The sequence below is a fragment of the Enterobacter sp. E14S genome (genome assembly GCF_055666685.1).
In genome coordinates this window covers 522,195-542,257 of record NZ_JBVODQ010000001.1, presented here as the reverse complement: position 1 = coordinate 542,257, position 20,063 = coordinate 522,195, and the positions used below count along the sequence as shown (strand labels likewise).

The window sequence follows — 20,063 nt, the reverse complement described above, 5'->3', positions numbered from 1 at the left end:
TTCCCTATTTCTTATCAGCGAACAGCTCCGGCGCCCACGGACGCGGATCCACCTCCATAAACGGCGCGCGCTCGAAGCGGTCCTTCAGCGCCCACGGCACCGTGCAGTCGAAGATGGTCTTGCAGGAGATGCCGTTTGCGCGAATTGAGGTGCTGTAATCCGGCGACTGGGACGGATCCAGCTGGTGGCCGCGGATCCCCGGAATATTGGTGATGCTGACATCGCCCTGCATGCGGGTGGTCATCGCCCACAGGATGTCGTCGCTGTCGAAAATATCCACGTCTTCGTCGACAAGAATGATGTTCTTCAGCTCCGAATAGGTGGCTAAGGCAATGAGCGCCGCCTGGCCCTGACGGCCTTCGTCTGACGGCTGGCGTTTTTTCACCTGCAGGATCCCGAGGAATTTACCGCCGCCCGCGGTATGCGCATAGACGTTTTGCAGGAAGCCCGGAATCGCCTCTTCAACGGCATTGCGGATGCTGGCTTCCGTCGGTAAACCGGCCAGGGTGGTATGCTCTTCTCCCGGTCCCACCAGCGTTTGCAGGATCGCGTGGTTTCGCATGGTCACCGCTTTCACTTTGATCACCGGCAGGGACGGGTTCGCCTCGCCGCAGTAGCCCGGGAACTCCGGCATCGCGTGGCCGGTATTGGTGTGCTGATCTTCTCTTACGCGCACGCCCGGAAGCAGTTCGCCCTCGATGATGATTTCCGCCCGCGCGATCGCTTTCTCTTTTACCGCCACGCCCTGCACCAGTTCGACCGGCTGCTGGCGCAGCGCCCCGGCGACGCCCAGCTCGTTGTAGCCAAACGGCGTGGTGGGCGCCTCAAAGCACGCGCCGATACAGATGGCAGGATCGAGCCCCATATTGATCGTCACCGGCAGCGGTTTTCCGGCCTCTTCCGCCTTTTTGCGGAAGACTTCGATATGCCGACCGGCGGCAAGGAACATAGAAAGCTCGTCGCGCTCCTGAACGCAGAGGCGGTGGATGGTGACATCCGTCAGCGAGCTGTCTTCCGGATCGCTCGCCAGCACCAGCCCCAGACAGAAGAACGGGCCCGCATCAATCGGCGTGTTTGTGGGGGCCGGAAGCAGCTTGCGCAGGTCGAAGTCAGGGTCGTCTGCGTAGAAAACCTGTTCCTGGCAGGGCGCCTGCGAGGCCGGAACCACAACCGGCGCAACCGGCTTTTTCACCGCCTGGCCGACGTGTTTTGCCAGCTCCGAGGGCTCGCAGCCCAGAAGCAGCGCCGCGCGCTCGCGGCTGGCGTGCATGCCCACCAGGATGCGGGAGCCCGGATAGCCCTTCACGCTGTTGAACATCATGGCCGGGCCCGTACGGGTGGGACGTTTTACCGTGCCGCCCGCGCCGATATGGCGGTAGACTCCCGCCAGCTCCGCGTTGGGATCGACCGGATAATCGGTTTCAAGATACTGCCCTTCGTGGCGCTGAAGCAGGGCGATGGCGCTGCGGAGATCGTTGATCGGGTTTTCCATATTTTCCTCCCTCGTTTGAATACCTCCATTTTTATGGCAATGACCAATAGCATCAATTGCATCATTACTGCTAAATTGATAAGTAAATTCATATCAAAAGGAGGCGTTCCGTGCAGTTTCGTCAGATGCGCCATTTCATCGTGGTGGCTGAAGAGCTCCATATGCACCGGGCCGCTGAGCGTCTGAACATGGCGCAACCGGCCCTGAGCCAGCAGATAAAGGCGCTGGAAGAACGTTTAGGCGTCACGCTCTTTAGCCGGGCGAACCGCCGCTTAACCCTGACGCCCGCGGGTGAAGCGTTTCTGGTGAAAGCCAGGCTCGCCATTTCCCTCACCGAGCAGGCGGTTCTGGACGCCAGGCAAACGGCAAGGGGCGAGCAGGGGGTATTAAACCTGGGGTGCGTGTCGAGCGCGATGTTCGACGGCAGGCTGCCCGCCGCGTTGCGCCAGATGCACACGCGCTGGCCGGCCATTACCATGTCGCTGGTGACGGGAAACGTGCAGACGCTCTACGCGGCCGTGCAGAGCAACCAGCTCGATGTGGCCATTATCCGGGCGCCGCTGCCGTCGCTGCCTGACGATCTGCAAAGCCGCCCGTTCACGTCAGAGAAAACGGTACTTGCGCTGTATCGTCAGCACCCGCTGGCGGGATCTTCCGCGCTGACGCTTTCGTCAGTGAAGGACGAAAAATGGATCTCCCTGCGCGACCCGGAGGGAATGGGGCTGGAACAGTACTTTTATGACGCCTGCAGCGGGGCGGGCTTTCAGCCGGACGTGGTGCAAAACGCGACCGACGTGCCCACGGTGATAAGCCTGGTCTCGGCGGGGTTTGGGCTGGCGCTGCTGCCCGCCTCGGCAAAGGCGGTGAGCGTTGAGAACGTGGTTTACGTGGACATCCTCGACCGGCTCCGTGAAAGCGAGCTGACGCTGGTTTGCCACCGGATTATTCGCTCAGAAGTGCTTAAAAAATTCCTGATTACCCTCGATCACACCTGACGCCCGGCGGCCTGCAGCAGCTGCTCGCGCAGCCAGGCATTTGCCGGATCCTGGCTGTTTTTCGGGTGCCAGTACATGTAGATGGTAATCGGCTGGAGCGGCAGCGGCGGCGCAAAGAGATCCAGCGTGCCGGCAAACTGTTTCAGCATCCGTTCCGGGAGGGTGCACACCAGGTCGGTACCGGCAACAAGCGCAGGCGCCATGGCGTAGCTCTGCGTGGACATCGCGACGTGCCGCTGGTAGCCCAGCCCGGCCAGGGTTTGATCGACAAAGCCGGTAAACGGATCTCCCGCCGATGACACCACCAGATGAGAAAGCGCGCAGTAGCTTTCCAGGTCTAACGCTCCGGTACCGCGCGGATGGCCTTTACGCTGGGCGGTGGCAAACGCATCGTCGAGCAGTTTGCGCCTCACCCAGCCGTCATGGGCGCCCGCGCTCACGCCGATGTAGATATCTACATCACCGTTTTCAAGCTGCTGCGGCAGTTCGGACATCTGTGGCAGGGCGAAGCGCAGGCGAATACCTGGAGCTTCGGTACCCACCTGGTTAAGCAGCCCGGTGCCCAGCATCAGCGCCGGGTTTTCGTGTAGGCCGATAACAAAGGTCCGGGTGCTGGTCTGGGCATCAAACGTGGAAGGAGAAAACATCGCGCTGATGCCGCGCAGCACGCTCTCTACCTGCGGCTTAAGCGCTTCCGCTCGCGGCGTGGGCAGCACCCCACGTCCATGTGGGGAAGGAATAAACAGCGGTTCGCCAAACAGCGTTCGCAGACGCGCGAGACGGGCGGACAGCGCGGGCTGGCTGATGCCAAGCCGCGCGGCCGCATGGGTGATATTCCTGTCCTGAAGCAGGGCGTCCAGGGTCAGGATCAGGTCTATGTCCATGCCAGAGAGGGGCGTCATTTTATTTCGCGCTGCCGGCGTCCCGGTTGGTATAGGTCACAGGGACCCAGGCATAGCCGCCGTTTTCGCCTTTGGTGACATACCCGATACCCGGGAACGGCAGATGGGGCGCGGCGACCAGGTCTTTATTTTTCACAAAGTCCGCAAACGCGTGTTCGCGCACGCTTGCCGCTTTGTTCTGATCTTCATCGTAGGTAATGGTCACGTCAGGCTGCGGGAACTGAACCGCCGCGGCATGAATGATGTCGCCGACAAAGGTGATCTTCTCGCCGTTGCTTGTCAGCGTGTAGAAGGCTGAACCCGGCGTATGGCCGGGATGAACCGTGCCGGTCAGCCCAGGGAGAATCTCAGATGTGCCGCTAAACGGCACCACTTTACCGGCGTCAAGATAGGGTTTTAAGGTCTTCTGCGCGACGTCAAAGTAGTTCTTGCCGTAGCCGGTTTTTTTCTGATTCTCGTCGTTAAAGAAAAAGTCGACGTCCGGTTTGCCAACGAAAACGCGCGCGTTGCTGAACACCACCTTGCCGTCTTTCACCAGGCCGCCCGCGTGATCGGAGTGGGCGTGGGTCAGCAGGACTTCAGTAATGTCCTCGGGTTTAATCCCCTGGGTGGCGAGGCTCTCAATCAGACGTCCGCCGTTGCCGGGGCCAAAGAGCTGGCCTGAGCCCGTATCCACCAGAATTTTATGTCCGGGCATCGCAATCAGGAACGCGTTGATGGACACTTCAGGCGGGTTGGTCTGGAAATTTTTCGCGAGCAGCGCATCGATTTTTTGCGGCGTTGTCCGGCGCAGCAGCTTGTGCAGATCCTGCGCGACGGTCCCGTCCGTAAACGAGGTCACCAGAACGTCGCCGACCTGAACGCTGTATCCGCCCGCCGGTTGTTTAACGACATGCTGGGGCGTCTCCGCCGCCGCCTGCAGCGCAGGGTAGAAAAGCAATGAACTGGAAATAAGCGTAGAAAGAGCAAGTTTTTTCACGGTAAGCATACGAGTCTCCTTTGAAAGCGCTCATCTTACTTCTTCGTAAAATTATAAGAACCTGCCCAGAAATGATAGGACCTATAAACGCAGTGGATAGCACAGCGCAGAAGCCGGGTGGCGATGCTGCCTTTCCCGGCTCGTAACACGTTATTTTTTCAGCGGCGCGTTCCAGCTGTCCGGCGTGGCTTTGGACCAGGAGCCATAAGCGGCATTAGGCAGCACAATCCAGTCGTTTCCGAAGTGTTCCGCGCTGGCCTCAACCAGCTCACGCTGCTGTTCGCTCGGCTTTTTATTTTTAAACTGCACGGCGAAATCCGGCAGGCTGTCGCCAAACAGCATCACGATCTGCTGCTTTTTGAGGATGCTCTGGCGACGCTCTTCCTTGCTTACCGTGTCCAGAAGCACGCTTTCATCGGACACCTGCGGAAGTCCCAGGGCTTTTAACGTCCTGAGCGTATCGGCTTTATTTTCCTGCATGCGGTCCGAGACATAATAGATACGGACCTTGCTTTGATTCACATGGTCAAGAAACGCCTTCGCTCCCGGAATTAAGCCGGGTTTTCCCTGTTTCTCCCAGTCGCTCCAGGTGTCCCATTTGGTAAAGTCGTGACACTGCTCCGTGTCGCGCACCAGCAGAGGGGTGTTATCCAGTACCGTTTCATCCAGGTCCATTACCACGGCGTAATTTTCAGGCGTTTTCAGATCTTTTAACTTTTCGTTGAAACGCTCGGTGGCAAACCGATACGTCTGTAGCTGAAGAGCCATAATCTCTGCCGATTTCTGCTGATAGCGCAGCGCCATTTCGTACGCTTTGGGTTCACACAGATCGCCCCCGGCGGCCGTCGCCGCTGCCGTTGCACTCAAAACAGGTAATGCCAGCAGTAATGCCTTAGCCATTGAATTCACACTTTTTTCCTCAACACCCTGGTTAAAATCCCGAAAGCGTAATGAAATTCAATGACAGAAATATGAAGGCCGCGCCGTTAGACCAGCATGTAATACCAGAACAGGGCGATCTCGTCCTTTTCCGGTAAGGCGTTGTAGAGAAAACGATCGTATCCGCCCAGGGTGAACCCGTAGTTACGGTAGAACAGACAGGCAGAGACGTTCACATTTTGTGTTTCAAGCCGTAATCCCGGCGCGTTTACGCTGCGGGCCCAGACGTGCGCGGCGGCCATTAATTTTTGCGCGGCGCCGGTTCTGCGTTTCGTGCGCTCCACGGCAATGTAATCCACCGAGATAAACTTATTCCAGCCGATCGACGCGGTAATAAATCCCGCAATTTCCCCGTCATCCGTTTCGGCAATAAGAAAGATGGCGTCCGGATTAACGCAGTGGTTTTCAAGGGTTTGGATATCGAGCTCGTAGGTTTTAATCCAGGGCTCGGTGACGGCTTCGATATGCAAATCACAGTGAAGAAAGGGTTCTCGCGCAATGTGGGTAATGGTGAAAGAAAAGTCACAGCATTCAAGACGTGCGAGGTCAGTATTTAATCCTTTTCGAATCTGCATAATTTTCCCAGTAGTGAGTTATTTCATAAAGAATAGACGAAGCGGTTAAATTCGCTGGGCTAACACACTTTTGATCCTGAACTAAGCTTGTACTTCGTTCCGCATAAAATGTGGGTCATTCGAGGACAATGAATGGAATTCAGGACATTTCAAAAGCAGTGGGGTGCTGAGTTTATTTCCGATGACGTTGTTCGTTTTCGCGTCTGGGCAGAAGGACAGAAAGAACTTACGCTACGTCTGGCGGCCGCCGACGTGCCGATGACGGCAGCTGGCGACGGCTGGTTTCAGGCAGACGTACCCGGCGTCACGCACGGTGCAGAATATCAGTTTGTTCTTCAGGACGGCATGACGGTGCCCGATCCCGCCTCCCGCGCGCAAAAGGGCGACGTTAACGGCCCCTCCGTCGTAATCGATCCCCGACGCTTTCAGCCGCTCAACCGGGACTGGGCAGGGCGGCCGTGGGAAGAGACGGTCATTTACGAACTGCACGTCGGCACGTTTACCCCGGAGGGCACCTTCCAGGCGGCCATCGACAAGCTGCCGTATCTGGTAGAGCTCGGTATTACCCAGCTTGAAGTGATGCCCGTCTCCCAGTTTGGCGGAACGCGCGGCTGGGGGTATGACGGCGTGCTGCTGTACGCCCCGCACTCTGCCTACGGCACGCCGGAGGATTTCCACGCGTTGATCGACGCCGCGCACGGGCTGGGGCTTTCCGTGGTGCTGGATATCGTGCTCAACCACTTCGGCCCGGAGGGGAACTATCTGCCTCTGCTGTCGCCCGCGTTTTTCGATGCGGATCGGATGACGCCGTGGGGTAACGGCATCGCTTACGAGCGGGAGCCGGTGAGGCAGTACATCACCGATGCGCCGCTCTACTGGCTGACGGAGTATCGCCTGGACGGGCTGCGCTTTGATGCCATTGACCAGATTAAAGACACCTCGGAGACGCACATTCTGGAGGAGATTGCCGCAAAAATCCGCGAGGCGATCCCGCACCGTTACGTTCACCTGACCACGGAAGACAGCCGCAACGTGATTTTCCTGCATCCGCGCGATGAACAGGGCAATACGCCGCTGTTCACCGCCGAGTGGAATGATGACTTCCACAACGCTGCCCACGTGTTTGCCACCGGCGAGACCCACGCGTATTACCAGGATTTTGCCTTTGAGCCGGAGAAAAAGATCGCCCGGGCGCTGGCGGAAGGCTTTGTTTACCAGGGCGAGATTTCGCTGCAAACCGGCGAATCCCGCGGAGTGGAGTGCCAGACGCAGCCGCCGCAGTTCTTCGTCGATTTTATTCAGAACCACGATCAGACCGGGAATCGCGCCCAGGGCGAGCGTCTTATCACCCTGGCGGGGGCCGATAAGACGCGGGTGCTCCTTGCCGCGCTGCTGCTTTCCCCCCATATCCCCCTGCTGTTTATGGGCGAGGAGTTTGGTGAAACGCACCCGTTCCTGTTCTTCACCGATTTTCACGGCGATCTGGCAAAGGCGGTGCGGGAAGGGCGCGCGAAAGAGTTTACCGGCCATGCCGGGCACGATGAAACCGTCCCGGATCCGAATGACGTGAACACCTTCATCCGTTCAAAACTCGACTGGAATAAGATTGCCACCGACGAAGGCAAAACGTGGCTGCGCTTCACGCGCCACCTGCTGACGCTGCGTCATCGCCATATCGTTCCGCTTCTGCGTCACGGCGGCGCCGTTCATGGCAAGGTAATCAAGACCGCGCCCGGCATGGTGGCGGTGAGCTGGCATTTCCCGTCGGGGACGCTCTCTCTGGCGCTGAATATTGGTAATAAGCCCGTCGCGCTGCCCGATCTCGCGGGTGAGACGCGCTTTGCCTGGCCGGAAGTCACTGACGTTTTACCGCCGAACGGTATTGTCGTTCGCTTTGCTGATGGAGAAGCATCGTTATGATCCCTTCCGCCACGTACCGTATTCAGTTCCGTAATGGCATGACCTTCGACCGCGTTGCGGCGCTGGTGCCTTACCTGAAAGATCTCGGCATCAGCCACCTCTACGCCTCGCCCGTATTTACCGCCACAGCGGGTTCCACCCACGGCTATGACGTGACCAACCCGAATGAAATTGACCCCGCAATCGGCGGACGAGACGGTTTCGACCGCATGGCCGCGGCGCTTAAGCAGGCTGGCATGGGGCTGATTCTGGACATTGTCCCGAACCATATGTCCACCTCGCTGGAAAACGCCTGGTGGCGGGACGTGATTGAATACGGCCAGCAGAGCCGCTATTTCCGCTATTTCGATATCGACGGGTCGCGCCCGCTTACGCTGCCGTTCCTCGGCGACACCTTTGAGGCGGAGCTGGAGAAGGGGGCCATCACTCTAAAACGTGACCCTGTCACGAACAAGGCCGCGCTGGTTTACTATGACGCCGAGTATCCGCTCAACCCCGGCACGTACAGCGAGGAGAAAAGTATTGCTGAACTACATGAAGCGCAAAGCTGGCGGCTGATGTCCTGGCGGGAAGCGCCGAAGCAGCTCTCGTGGCGGCGCTTCTTCGAGATCACCGGGCTGGTCGGCGTTCGGGTTGAAGACGACGCGGTTTTCGACGATTCGCACCGGCTGATCCTTGAGCTGGTTCACGCCGGCGTGGTGGACGGCCTGCGCATCGACCACGTCGACGGCCTGGCCGATCCGCTGGGGTATCTGCAGCGCCTGCGGGAGAAAACCGGGCCCGACTGCTACATCACGGTTGAAAAAATCCTCGCTAAGGGAGAACAGCTCCCCGCCGACTGGCCGGTATCCGGCACCACCGGCTACGAGTTTATCGCCTCGCTGGCGGAAGTGCTGGTCGACGACGATAACCTGTCGCGCCTGGAGACCATCCACGACGAAACGCTGGGGATAACGGTCGATCGCCACGCGGAACTGCGCGATGCCAAGGGCCTGATGACCGATCGCAATTTTGAGGGTGAATTCACTACGCTGCTTAATCTTGCTGACGATCTGGCCCGCCGCAATGAGGTTGCGCTGCCGCGCGAGGAGATCCGCCACGCGCTGCGCGAGCTGCTTATCGCCTTTCCGGTCTACCGCACCTACGGCACCCGGGAGGGATTAACCCCGCCTGACGTGGCGCTGCTTAACCGCGTGGTCGCCAGCGTGGAGACGTCTGAAGCGGCGCTGAGCCTGCTTGTGCGCATTCTTACCGGCGACCTGCCGGAAGATTGCCGCGAGTCCGCCGCGCTGTTCAGAACCCGCTTCCAGCAGCTTACCGGGCCGCTGATGGCGAAGTCCGTTGAAGACACGCTGTTCTTCCGTCACAACCTCGAGCTGGCGCTCAATGAAGTGGGCGCCGACCCGACGCCGCGCGCGTTTTCATTATCCCGCTTCCACCAGGAGATGCGCATTCGTCTCGCCCGTCAGCCCGACGCGCTGCTGGGCACCTCCACGCACGATACCAAGCGCGGGGAAGACGCCCGGGCGCGACTCTACACCCTGACGGAAGCGCCGGAACGCTGGGGTGAGAACCTGGCCCGCTGGCGACAGATGAACCAGACCCAGGTGCGTTTTCTGAATGACGGCACCGCGCCGAACGCCGCCGATACCTGGATGATCTATCAGGCGTTGGCGGGCGTCTGGCCCGCCACGCTGTCTCCGGACGACGCTGAAGGGCTTGCATCACTGGAAGCGCGTTTTATCGGTTTCCTTGAGAAAGCGCTGCGCGAGGCAAAACAGCGCACCGACTGGATCGACAGCAACGAGAGCTATGAGAGCGTGGTGTTGAGCTACGCGCGGCATCTGCTTTCGCCGGACAACGCGCTGTTCCTGCAGGATTTTAGCGAGGCGATGCAGCCCTTTATCCGGGCCGGGCTGATGAACAGCCTCAGCCAGACGGTAATCAAGCTGACGGCTCCCGGCGTGCCGGATATCTATCAGGGCAGCGAGGCGCTCAACTTTAGCCTGGTCGACCCGGATAACCGGCGGGAGCCGGATTTCAACGCGCTGGTGCACAACCTCAGCGCGGCGGATGCCTCGGTGTTTGACAACCCGGCCTGCTGGCGAGACGGGCGCGTTAAGCAGTTCGTCACCGCCACGCTGCTGCGGCTTCGACCACACTACGACGCGCTTTTCCGCTACGGCGACTGGCTGCCGCTTAAGGTCTCCGGCGAGCGCGAGGAGAACCTGATTGTCTATGCCCGCGTTAAGGACGACGAGGCGCTGATTGTTGCCGTGCCGCGTCTGGTTTTTGATGTCACCGATAATCATCAGCTGTGGGTCAATACCACGGTGGCGATACCCGACGAACTGGCCGGGAAACGCTATCGGGATCTGTTCAGCGGTGAGAGCCGCATTCTGCAAGAGACGCTGGATTTAACGTCAGAAAAGGGATGTGTACTGGTTCTGCTTACCTGCGAATAATCGTGGAGAACGAAAATGGCAAAGGATACTACGTTTGAAATTCGGGCCGGTCATGGCCAGCAGCTGGGGGCGAATTATGACGGGAAGGGCGTCAACTTCGCGCTGTTCTCCGCTCACGCCGAGCGGGTGGAGCTCTGTCTGTTTGACCCGTCCGGGAAAAACGAAATCGCCCGGCTGGAGCTGCCGGAATATACCCATGAGGTCTGGCACGGCTATGTGCCGGACCTGAAGCCCGGCGCGCTGTACGGCTATCGCGTCTACGGCCCTTACGATCCGGAAAACGGTCACCGCTTTAACCCGCACAAGCTGCTTATCGACCCTTACGCCCGCGAACTGGTGGGCGATATCGACTGGAACGACGCCCATTTCGGCTATGAGCTGGGGAATGATGAACTGGATCTCAGCTTTGACACGCGCGACAGCGCGCCGTTCACGCCGAAGTGCAAGGTCATCGACCCGAACGCCTTTGACTGGCAGGACAACAGCCGGCCCAACGTGCCCTGGCCGCATACCGTCGTCTATGAGAGCCACGTGAAGGGCTTTACCCAGATGAACCCGGCCATTCCGCCGGAGCTGCGCGGCACGTTTGAGGGGATGGGACATAAAGCCTCGGTCGACTACATCAAGAGTCTTGGCATCACCTCGGTGGAGCTGCTGCCGGTGCACTGGTTCCCCGACGACCAGCACCTGCTCGACCGCGGCCTGAAGAACTTCTGGGGCTATAACACCCTCGGCTTTTTTGCTCCGGCGTCGCGCTACTACGGCCCGGCGGGGATTCAGGGCTTTCGCGACATGGTGCGCGCGTATCACGATGCGGGCATCGAGGTGATTCTGGACGTGGTGTACAACCACACGGCGGAAGGTAATGAGCTTGGCCCCACGCTCTCGTTTAAGGGGATCGATAACTACAGCTATTACCGCACCCTGCCGGACCAGCACCGGTACTACATCAACGACACCGGGACGGGAAACACGGTCAATACCTCACATCCGCGCGTGCTGCAGATGGTGATGGATTCGCTGCGCTACTGGGCGGAATCGATGCATATTGACGGTTTTCGTTTCGACCTGGGGACGATACTGGGCCGCGAGCCGGAAGGGTTTGATCCGCGCGGCGGTTTCTTCGACGCCATATCGCAGGATCCGGTGTTATCGAGACTCAAGCTGATTGGTGAACCCTGGGATATCGGACCCGGCGGGTATCAGGTCGGCGGTTTCCCGCCGGGCTGGGGTGAGTGGAACGATAAATACCGCGATACCGTACGCGAGTACTGGAAGGGCGATAACGTCTCCACCGACTTTGCCGCACGCCTGCTGGGCTCCGGGGATCTGTACGATCTGCGCGGGCGTCGTCCGTGGGCCAGCGTTAACTTCATCACCGCTCACGACGGCTTTACGCTGAATGACCTGGTGTCGTACAACGAGAAGCACAACGCCGACAACGGCGAGGACAATAACGACGGGCATAACGATAATCGCTCGTACAACTATGGCGAAGAAGGGCCGACGGAGAACCCGGATATTATTGCCACCCGCGAACGGCAGAAGCGTAATTTCCTGACCACGCTGCTGTTTTCGCACGGCACGCCGATGCTGCTGGCCGGGGACGAGTTTGGCCGCACGCAGAAGGGCAACAACAACGGTTACTGTCAGGACAGCGAGATCTCGTGGATCGACTGGAACGGAATAACCGAAAACGACGCTGCGCTGCGCGAGTTTACCCGACGGCTTATTGCCCTTCGCGCGCAACAGCCGCTGCTGCGCCGTGAAAGCTGGCGCGACGGGCTGGAGATCCACTGGTTCAATGCCGGAGGCGGCCCGCAGCAGGCCGAGCAGTGGGATGAAGGCTCGACGCTCGGCGTCTCCATCAGCAGGCCGGATCTCAGGCAGGAGGACGGCATCTGGCACGACGTGCTGATGCTGTTCAACCCGTTTGAAGGGACCGTGCCGTTCCAGATCCCGCAGTTTGGCGAAGGGGGATGGGTGCTGGAGCTGTCTACGGCAGATGGCGCTGCTACCGGGACAGCGTTCACCGACACCGTAGAGTACGAACTGGCCGGACGCAGTATTACCCTGTTCAGACGTCCTTAGCCCTAGAGTGATGCCGCCGCGCGGGCGGCGGTGTCATACAGGGAGGAGATCGTGCGCAACAGCTGAGCGGTTTCGCCAATCGACTTCCCGGCAATGCCGCTCTCCGCGTGGATTGCGATCAGACACGCCTCCCGCACGTCCCGGTACTTCATACACAACGCTTTCCCTTCCTCGGTAGTCGAGAAAAAGAGCTCTTTTCCCGCTTTCTCGCTCGTCACGTAGCCCGCTTTGACCAGCTTTTTCAGGGCGTAGGTCACCACGTGGGTATCTTCCACGTTAAGAACGAAACAGATATCGGCCAGCTTTTTCTTGCGGTCGCGGTGGTTTACGTGATGCAGCAGCGAGACGTCAAATGCGCCCATATCGGGCTCGCCGGCTGCGGTCATGCAGCGCACCATCCATTTATTGAACGCGTTGCTGGTCATGATCAGCGCGTACTCCAGCTCTGACAGTTCCGCGCAGCGCTCGGACACCAGATGGCGGGACGAGACGATCCGGCCGTCGTTGATATCGTCGTGAGGGGGTGTAGCACTCTTTTCCGAGGTCATAACGTTCCTTAGCCAGAAATGTAAACTCATCGATAAAATAAGAACATTTTATTGATAATTTGTTTACATGTTTTTGAGGTTCAGATATAGCTTTTTAGCGCAGGTTTTCCGAAACCTGTCGGAAAACACAACATCGCTCGCCGCAAAATAAAAAAATAGCCGTCGGCGCGCAACGCTCACTTTGGATAGGGTAAACGTTATGGACGGTACTACGCTGCTGCCGCTGATCGGGATACCGATCGTGGTTATTGGTTTTGCACTGCGCTTCAACCCGCTGCTGGTGGTCGTGGTGGCGGGGCTGGCTACGGGTCTGCTGGTCGGGATGGATTTCGGGATGCTGCTGGAGACCTTTGGCGAAAAGTTCGTGAATAGCCGCTCGCTGGCGACCTTCATTCTGATCCTGCCCGTGATTGGTCTGCTGGAATATTACGGGCTCAAGGAGCGTGCCCAGGCATGGGTGGCGAAGATCGCCAGCGCGACCTCGGCGCGCATTCTGATGCTTTACTTCGTGGCGCGTGAAGGCACGGCCGCGCTGGGGCTGATGTCGCTTGGCGGTCATGCCCAGACGGTGCGTCCGCTGCTGGCGCCGATGGCCGAAGGAGCGGCGCTGAACGAATACGGCGAGCTGCCGCAGCACATCCGCGACAAAATCAAAGCCCATGCCGCCGCGTGCGACAACATTGCGGTCTTCTTTGGGGAAGATATCTTCATTGCCTTTGGCGCGGTGCTGCTGATCGACGCGTTCCTGAAAGAGAATGGCATTCAGGGCATCGAACCGCTGCATATTGGCCTTTGGGCCATCCCAACCGCCATTGCGGCATTAGTTATTCATATGACGCGCCTGCTGCGCCTGGATGCCAGCATCCGTCGCGACGTCATGGCCTGGCGCGCGGAGCAGGGCACTCAGGGGGCCGCGCAATGATGACGCTTATCACCATTAACCGCGTGTACTACCTGATCGGCTTCGTCGTGATGCTGCTGGTTGTGATGACCCTGCGCGATCGCGCCAATCCGAAGCGTTTTACCACCGCGCTGTTCTGGTTCTTATTCGGCGGGATCTTCCTGTTCGGTGACCTGATGGTGCAGGAGCTGGGTAAATCGCTGGCGTACCGGATCGTCGGCGGCGGCGTTATCGCTATCGCGCTGCTGGCGGGTTTTGGTCTTGTCGGAAAAGGGCACTATAAAATGTCCACCGAAGACGAACGTCTCGCGTCGTCAAACCGCCTTAAAAACTGGCTGTTTCTGCCCGCGCTAATGATCCCGGTGGTGACGGTTATCGGGACGCTGTTCCTGAAGGGCGTGTCGATTGGCGGCGTTTATCTTCTCGACCAGAAGCAGCTCACCCTGGCGGCGCTGTGCGTGGCCTGCGTCGCGGCGATCCTCACCGGATGGTGGCTGACTAAAGGCACGCCGCTGCACGCCATTCGTCAGTCTCGTCGTCTTGTCGATACCATCGGCTGGGCGGTGATCCTGCCGCAGATGCTGGCCATGCTCGGCGGCGTGTTTGTGGCGGCCAATACCGGTGATTCGGTGCAGAAGGTGGTGAGCCTGTTCGTTAACCCGGATAACCGCTTTATGCTGGTGGTGATTTACTGTGTGGGGATGGCGCTGTTTACCATGATCATGGGGAATGCGTTTGCCGCCTTCCCGGTGCTTAGCGCGGGGATCGCTTTGCCGTTTCTGATCAACGTGCATCACGGCAACCCGGCGCCGCTGCTGGCGATTGGCATGTACGCGGGCTACTGCGGCACGCTGATGACGCCGATGGCCGCGAACTTCAATATCGTTCCCGCCGCGCTGCTGGAGCTGAAAGACAAATATCAGGTGATCAAGATCCAGATCCCGACCGCGTTAACCCTGCTGGTGGTGAACGTGTTCCTCATGTTTTTCCTCGTGTTTCGCTAAGGAGCTGTTATGGAATTAACGCAACATCAGGCTGACGCGTTTGCCCGCATGCCTTTGACCTATTTGCGCCAGGAATACCCGAACCACATCATGCACCTGCTGAATGATGATGGTGACGTTCTGCCGCCGCGCGAACTGCACCCCATTTTCTACGGCTGTTTCGACTGGCACTCGGCGGTGCACGGCTACTGGCTGCTGCTGCGCTGCGTGCGTCTCTATCCGGCGCTGCCGAGCCGTGACGCGATCGTCGCGCTTGTCGACGAGCACCTGACGGAAGAGAACGTGGCGAAGGAGCTGGCCTATTTCACCGCGCCGTTCCGCGCCTCGTTTGAGCGCCCGTATGGCTACGGCTGGCTGCTGGCGCTGGCCCAGGAGCTAAAGCAGTCGGCGCTGCCGCAGGCCGCAGGCTGGTATCGGACGCTTGAGCCGTTAACCCAGGATATTCGTAACCGGCTGGTGGATTACCTCAGCAAGCTCACCTATCCGATCCGCGTCGGGACGCACTACAACACGGCGTTTGCCCTCGCGCTGGCGCTCGATTACGCGCGAGCCGTGGAGGATAGTGCGCTTGAGCAGGCGATTGTCACGGCGGCGGAGCGGTTTTATCTCGCCGACACGCGCTATCCTGCCCACTACGAACCCGGCGGTGATGAGTATGTTTCCGGCGCGCTGACGGAAGCGCTGCTGATGAGCAAGGTGCAGAAAGACTTCCCGGCCTGGTTTGACGCGTTTCTCCCGGAGGTGGGCACCATTGCGGCGCTGATGAACCCGGCGGAAGTGAGCGATCGTACCGACCCGAAAATCGCCCATCTCGACGGATTAAACCTCAGCCGCGCGTGGTGTATGAAGCATATTGCCAAAGCGCTTCCCGCAAACCATCCGGCGCAGCAGGCGCTGCGCGAGGCGGTGGCGAAACATCTGACGGCAAGCGTAGAGCACGTGGTGGGCAGCCACTACAGCGGCGGGCACTGGCTGGCGAGCTTTGCGCTGCTGGCGCTGGAGTAAACGAACGGCGTCTAGCAGGAAAAATATTACACGCCTAATATAATAAAAAAAACGTTGTGCCGTAAGGGTACGGCACAACGTTTAGATTGTCTGGCTTATATTATTTCACACAGACATATAAGGTACCCGCAATTTCATTAGTTGTACCAACTGCAGTAGCCGCTGAATGGAAGTCACCTGATACTGTTCCCCATGAACCAGACAGTAAGTACCAGTTGTTTCCGTATTCGCCCGATACCGCCATCTGGGCAAAATCACCGTTATTCGCTGCAAAATCTTGCAGGTCCGTAAGGGTCGTCGTTGTACCTCCGCCATGAGTAGCACAGTAATTTTTGGCCGTGCTTTCAGTTGTCGTCGAATAGTCGGTATACATGGTCCAGTAATATTTACCACCGGTCCGCATAACTGCTCGCACCGTCACATTCGCAGTTTTAGTTCCAGCGATAGCTGATGCCGTTACTGCAGCAGTATCGTTGGCGGTTGCGACAAGCTCTGCTGAAAGATCGATAGTTGCGTTACCACTGTCATTCGTAGAAGACGATGTCCCACTTAAATCACCCTTAGTGGTGCTCCAGGTCACCGGATAATTTGCTAAAATATTACCGTTAGCATCTTTAACAACCGCAGTCAGTGTCGATTTTTCTGCGCCAGTCCCGGTAATTTTTGCAATTGACGGTGTTACGCTGATTACCGTTGCGGTGGTGACATCACCAATCAAGGTAACCGCTGCGGCAGGTTGAGATGCACCATTAACTGTTGCATTCACCGTTGCATCGCCCGCTTTAGTCCCTTTCAGCGTTATCGTCGCTTTACCATCAGCACCGGTATTGCTGGTTGCTCCAGACAGAGTGCCCAGATTTGTTGTCCAACTGACTGCAATGTTCGGTACCGCATTACCGTTGGCATCTTTAACCAGCGCTGTGTAAGTGGCGACATCGGTATCGTTAGCCACCACGCTGGTTTTATCTACCGTTAAATCCCCTGAGCCAATTGAGGCCGTCGTGGTATCGGCAGTGAAGGTCACATTACTGGCGTTGACAGGCGTGCCGTTAACGGCCGCGGTAACCTGTGCATTACCGGCAACGGTACTTTTAAGCGTGATGGTTGCCTTGCCGTCCGTGCCCGAAGTGCTGGTCGCGCCAGACAGCGTCCCGAGGTTGGTGGTCCAGCTGACGCTTATGCCCGGAACTGGGTTACCGCTTGCGTCCTTCACGATTGCCGTATAGGTAGCTAACTCCGTATTGTTGGCCACAAGGGAGGTTTTATCGACGCTCAGATCGCCGCTGTTGAGAGTGGCGCTGCCGGTATCCGCACTGAAGTTGACCACGGGAGCGTTTACAGAGCCGGAGGTGCCCACCTGAGCGGTGACCTGTGCCGCTTCTACCGCCGTGTTTTTCAGCGTGATGGTCGCTACGCCATTAGTATTGGTCGTGCTGCTTGTCCCGGAGAGAACGCCTTTATCGGTGCCCCATGTTACGGTCATATTGGGTACCGGGTTCCCGTTAGCATCTTTTACTAAAGCACTAAAGGTTGCCGCATCGTTGCCGTTAGCAATGACGGTCGTTTTATCAACCGTAATACCACCTTCGCTGTTAATCGCGGCAGTCGCTGGGTCCGCAACAAAGTGTGAATCGACGGAGCCTGTATTACCGTTGGCGAGCGTGGCGGTGACCTTCACCGTTTCAGCAATTTTATTGACGTATGCCACGGACACTACGCCTTTATCATCCGTTACCGCCTTCAGCGCGGAGCCCGCCGCCACGGTCGCCGAACCGCTGAGAGAGAAGGTGACAGGGACATTTGCCAGGATGTTACCTGCAGCATCCGTGATGGTGGCCGTCACGGTATTGATTGCAGTGTTGTTAGCGACGCTGTTATCAGTGGTCACGATCATGGCGTCAGACGCGATGCGCCCGGTGCTGCTATCCGCCTGCTGGGAAATGGTGACTTCCGGTAAAGCGGTATCGTTGAAGGTTGAGACGACGGTGACGGTGCCCACGCGCGTTCCGGCAGTGACAAGTGCCTGATACACGCCCGGAGATGTCTCTTCAACCGCTGAAATGGTCGCATCTTTTGTCGGCAAATTCGCCGCGGAGGCGGCAACGGTCTGGTTTTCCTTTACGGATACTGACAAGGATTTTGCCATGCCCGGTACCGGGTTACCGTCGGTATCCACAAGATGAATATCAATGGTAGAGGTGCTCTTACCGTCAGCTGGCAACGTGGTAGGAGATGCCGTTACAGAGGAGGAGTCAACGCTCACGTCACCCGCCTCAACCAGGATGTCTGTAGTGGCGCTGCCGCTGTTGCCTTTGGTGTCGTAAGCCACTCCGGCAATGCGGTACGTATTGCTTCCCGATGCCTGGTAAGCAGGCAGGGTGACGTTCAGGCTATTGTCACCGACCTGAGTGATACTGCCGCCTGCGGCTATGAGGGCTGGCGCGTCCCAGTCGATGCGCTGGAGCGTATTTTTAGTTTCTACGGAGAAGTTCAGGGCGACGGTTCCACGGCTTTTGCCCGTCGTTTTTTCCGGCAGCTTCAGCGTCACAGTCTCCTGTTTGCGGTAATCAAGAACGATGTTGTTGTTACGTTCTACGAGATCGTAGCGGGTACCGGCCAGCGTGCGGGAGGCCCCGACGAGATCCGGATCGAGCTGTTTATTCCAGGACTCACCCAGACGGTAGTTGAGTTCCAGGGAGAGCTGAGAATCATTCTGCCCGTCTTTACCCGCGCGGTGCTGGGCGCCAATGGTAAACAGCGGAACAGGGGTATAGGTAATACCGCCGGTAAAGGCCCACGGATCTTTCTGACGGTTATCTTTGCCAAACAGGGCAACTTCATCACCCTGGTATTGCTCATACATCAGCTTTGCGCCCAACTGCGGATAGGCCGGTAACCAGCCCTCAGCCCGAAGATCGTAACCGTTGGCAGGGCGTTCATCGTAATCGGCGAAGTCGCGGGACTGATGCCAGTCGCTCAGGCGGAAATAACCGTTCGCCGACAGCTTGAGAAAATCGCGCCAGGCTTCTGCACCCAGGCCGAGACGGCGGTTATCGCCGGTGAAGTCATTGTCATAAAAGGTATTGACGCCAAGCATCCAGTCACCCGCAAAGTGGCGGGCACCTAAACCGACGTTACCGGTATTACGATCGTCCTGGTGACGGAAACCAAGCTGGGTGAAGTAAATAGTTGATTTGTTGTCGTACAGAGGAACCAGCAGGTCAGCTTCACTACCGTTAGTATTAAATTTATCGTCAAGATTAAGCTGTACGCGTGCGGTACCAAACTGGCTCAACCACCCCTCGACGCTATTATTTAGCGCATCGGTGGCAGCAGAGCGTGCCAGACCTGCTGCCGCTCCGCCAGAATCGCGTTGCGACAGTGCTGAGCCGACTGCGGCGAGAGAACTCGCATTATCATCGAAGATCGACGGGTTATTATTCCCCGACTGATACAATTTGGTTTCATCGTCTTTTACCGCAGCCTGAACCAGCGGGCTATAAGCAAAACACAAAGGGAGACGAGAGGGAAGTCAGAATTTTTAACGTAATGATTTATCACTTGCTGGAAGTGCGACAGGAACTTCCTGACCATCACATATGATTTAACATAATATACATTATGCGCACCAATGTGGAGCCATGTGAAATCTGGCGTTTTGTGGGCATCCTTGTGGTTGCTGAAGACCTCTGAGTGTGTCTTCTCAAGTGCTGCTATCGTCACGCTGATCATCTCACAGTGCATGGCTTACCGTTTTGCCCTGTTGATATAATCCTGTAAACCCTCAGCAAGAAAATCAAAAACCGTTTTGCAGGCCTGACTGTGGCGTAAATCCTCATGCATCACCAGCCAGATTTGCGGATATGCATCCTTTATCTGTGCAATCACGGGAGGCAGAACCTCCGTGCCGATGATTTCACTGGCGGCGACGCGCACCAGGCCCCGCAACCCGGTTGCGCTGGAGCTGAAACTGGCAGCCGACCGCTCAATCATCATGGCCGTATTTTCCATCGCCTGCGCATGGCCCTTCAGCTCAACGGCTGCATCCGTGGCCTGTAATCCTGTCTGCGAACGGATAAATAAAACAAGCCCCAGGGCTGATTCAAGTGCCGCAATGTGGCGTCCGGCGGTTGGCTGGGTAATGGCAAGCCAGCGTGCGGCCCCTGACAGAGACCCTTCCTTCATCACGGCCAAAAAGGTGCGATACCATTCCCACGGGATATTTAGCGTCATACAAAAATGCATAC

The 20,063-nt window shown here is 57.9% G+C and carries 14 protein-coding genes and 1 pseudogene; 7 read left to right on the top strand and 8 right to left on the bottom strand.

Features of this window, described 5'->3' with window-relative positions; translation table 11 throughout:
• Positions 1-4: 4 nt before the first annotated feature.
• Entirely contained in the window at positions 5-1,492 is a 1,488-nt protein-coding gene (locus ACZ6J2_RS02585; protein WP_471724695.1) for a UbiD family decarboxylase, read from the bottom strand.
• 110 nt (positions 1,493-1,602) lie between these two features.
• Between ACZ6J2_RS02585 and ACZ6J2_RS02580 the strand changes: the two genes are divergently transcribed.
• Positions 1,603-2,487, top strand: a complete 885-nt coding sequence (locus ACZ6J2_RS02580; protein WP_033145589.1) for a LysR substrate-binding domain-containing protein — start codon at positions 1,603-1,605, stop codon at positions 2,485-2,487.
• On the opposite strand, the gene ACZ6J2_RS02575 is transcribed toward ACZ6J2_RS02580, so the two are convergent.
• From ACZ6J2_RS02575 to ACZ6J2_RS02560, 4 genes are all read right to left on the bottom strand, one after another.
• Positions 2,478-3,389 (bottom strand): LysR family transcriptional regulator, encoded by a 912-nt coding sequence (locus ACZ6J2_RS02575; protein ID WP_471724694.1) that lies wholly within the window; start codon positions 3,387-3,389, stop codon positions 2,478-2,480. The genes ACZ6J2_RS02580 and ACZ6J2_RS02575 overlap by 10 nt on opposite strands.
• Before the next feature lies 1 nt (position 3,390).
• Positions 3,391-4,377 (bottom strand): MBL fold metallo-hydrolase, encoded by a 987-nt coding sequence (locus ACZ6J2_RS02570; protein WP_085841724.1) that lies wholly within the window; start codon positions 4,375-4,377, stop codon positions 3,391-3,393.
• Positions 4,378-4,518: 141 nt separating this feature from the next.
• The gene (locus tag ACZ6J2_RS02565; RefSeq protein WP_471725058.1) at positions 4,519-5,268 is read right to left on the bottom strand and encodes a 5'-nucleotidase, lipoprotein e(P4) family; all 750 of its coding nucleotides are present in this window, start codon (positions 5,266-5,268) and stop codon (positions 4,519-4,521) included.
• Between the two features lie 86 nt (positions 5,269-5,354).
• Positions 5,355-5,882, bottom strand: a complete 528-nt coding sequence (locus ACZ6J2_RS02560; RefSeq protein WP_471724693.1) for a GNAT family N-acetyltransferase — start codon at positions 5,880-5,882, stop codon at positions 5,355-5,357.
• Positions 5,883-6,014: 132 nt separating this feature from the next.
• Between ACZ6J2_RS02560 and treZ the strand changes: the two genes are divergently transcribed.
• Genes treZ through glgX form a run of 3 tightly spaced genes read left to right on the top strand, consistent with a single transcriptional unit; the run spans position 6,015 to position 12,358 of the window.
• Complete coding sequence (treZ, locus tag ACZ6J2_RS02555; protein WP_471724692.1) at positions 6,015-7,802, top strand: malto-oligosyltrehalose trehalohydrolase; 1,788 nt, start codon at positions 6,015-6,017, stop codon at positions 7,800-7,802.
• A complete protein-coding gene (treY, locus tag ACZ6J2_RS02550) occupies positions 7,799-10,267 on the top strand; it encodes a malto-oligosyltrehalose synthase (RefSeq protein WP_471724691.1) in 2,469 nt (822 codons plus the stop codon). Before treZ ends, treY begins: the two co-directional genes overlap by 4 nt.
• 15 nt (positions 10,268-10,282) lie before the next feature.
• Positions 10,283-12,358, top strand: coding sequence for a glycogen debranching protein GlgX (gene glgX, locus ACZ6J2_RS02545; protein WP_471724690.1), 2,076 nt, complete (start codon positions 10,283-10,285; stop codon positions 12,356-12,358).
• A 2-nt stretch (positions 12,359-12,360) separates the two neighbouring features.
• On the opposite strand, the gene ACZ6J2_RS02540 is transcribed toward glgX, so the two are convergent.
• Positions 12,361-12,906 carry a winged helix DNA-binding protein gene (locus ACZ6J2_RS02540; RefSeq protein WP_039262429.1) on the bottom strand — a complete coding sequence of 182 codons (546 nt, stop codon included), beginning with the start codon at positions 12,904-12,906 and terminating at the stop codon, positions 12,361-12,363.
• A gap of 199 nt (positions 12,907-13,105) precedes the next feature.
• Here ACZ6J2_RS02540 and ACZ6J2_RS02535 point away from each other — a divergent pair, with 199 nt between their 5' ends.
• The 3 genes from ACZ6J2_RS02535 to ACZ6J2_RS02525 are packed head-to-tail and all read left to right on the top strand — an operon-like array spanning position 13,106 to position 15,816.
• Complete coding sequence (locus ACZ6J2_RS02535; RefSeq protein WP_033145580.1) at positions 13,106-13,828, top strand: DUF969 domain-containing protein; 723 nt, start codon at positions 13,106-13,108, stop codon at positions 13,826-13,828.
• Positions 13,825-14,811 carry a DUF979 domain-containing protein gene (locus ACZ6J2_RS02530; RefSeq protein WP_471724689.1) on the top strand — a complete coding sequence of 329 codons (987 nt, stop codon included), beginning with the start codon at positions 13,825-13,827 and terminating at the stop codon, positions 14,809-14,811. The genes ACZ6J2_RS02535 and ACZ6J2_RS02530 overlap by 4 nt, the downstream gene beginning before the upstream one ends.
• 9 nt (positions 14,812-14,820) lie before the next feature.
• Positions 14,821-15,816: a DUF2891 domain-containing protein gene (locus tag ACZ6J2_RS02525; RefSeq protein ID WP_471724688.1), complete on the top strand. Its 996-nt coding sequence runs from the start codon at positions 14,821-14,823 to the stop codon at positions 15,814-15,816.
• A gap of 100 nt (positions 15,817-15,916) precedes the next feature.
• On the opposite strand, the gene ACZ6J2_RS02520 is transcribed toward ACZ6J2_RS02525, so the two are convergent.
• Complete coding sequence (locus ACZ6J2_RS02520) at positions 15,917-19,330, bottom strand: inverse autotransporter beta domain-containing protein (protein ID WP_471724687.1); 3,414 nt, start codon at positions 19,328-19,330, stop codon at positions 15,917-15,919.
• 299 nt (positions 19,331-19,629) lie between these two features.
• Positions 19,630-20,049, bottom strand: a pseudogene (locus ACZ6J2_RS02515) (LysR family transcriptional regulator); the annotation flags it as partial.
• Positions 20,050-20,063 lie beyond the last annotated feature (14 nt).